The organism is Porphyromonas pasteri (assembly GCF_014647755.1).
GTDB lineage: Bacteria > Bacteroidota > Bacteroidia > Bacteroidales > Porphyromonadaceae > Porphyromonas > Porphyromonas pasteri.
The window spans coordinates 1-667 of record NZ_BMPU01000008.1 but is presented as its reverse complement, the minus strand read 5'-3'; the positions used below and the strand labels follow the sequence as shown (position 1 = coordinate 667).

Annotated in this window: 1 rRNA gene; it reads left to right on the top strand. The window is 51.7% G+C overall.

From position 1 onward, the window contains the following. A 16S ribosomal RNA gene (locus IEX77_RS08435) occupies positions 1–667 on the top strand; the annotation flags it as partial.

The window sequence follows — 667 nt, the reverse complement described above, 5'->3', positions numbered from 1 at the left end:
CGAGCGTTATCCGGATTTATTGGGTTTAAAGGGTGCGTAGGCGGCCTGTTAAGTCAGCGGTGAAATCTAGGAGCTTAACTCCTAAATTGCCATTGATACTGGCGGGCTTGAGTGTAGATGAGGTAGGCGGAATGCGTGGTGTAGCGGTGGAATGCATAGATATCACGCAGAACTCCGATTGCGAAGGCAGCTTACTAAGGTACAACTGACGCTGAAGCACGAAAGCGTGGGTATCAAACAGGATTAGATACCCTGGTAGTCCACGCAGTAAACGATGATAACTGGGCGTATGCGATATACAGTATGCTCCTAAGCGAAAGCGTTAAGTTATCCACCTGGGGAGTACGCCGGCAACGGTGAAACTCAAAGGAATTGACGGGGGCCCGCACAAGCGGAGGAACATGTGGTTTAATTCGATGATACGCGAGGAACCTTACCCGGGATTGAAATGTAGATGACCGCTCCTGAAAGGGAGTTTTCCTTCGGGACATCTATGTAGGTGCTGCATGGTTGTCGTCAGCTCGTGCCGTGAGGTGTCGGCTTAAGTGCCATAACGAGCGCAACCCCTGTCTACGGTTGCCATCAGGTAATGCTGGGAACTCCGTAGAGACTGCCGTCGTAAGGCGTGAGGAAGGTGGGGATGACGTCAAATCAGCACGGCCCTTAC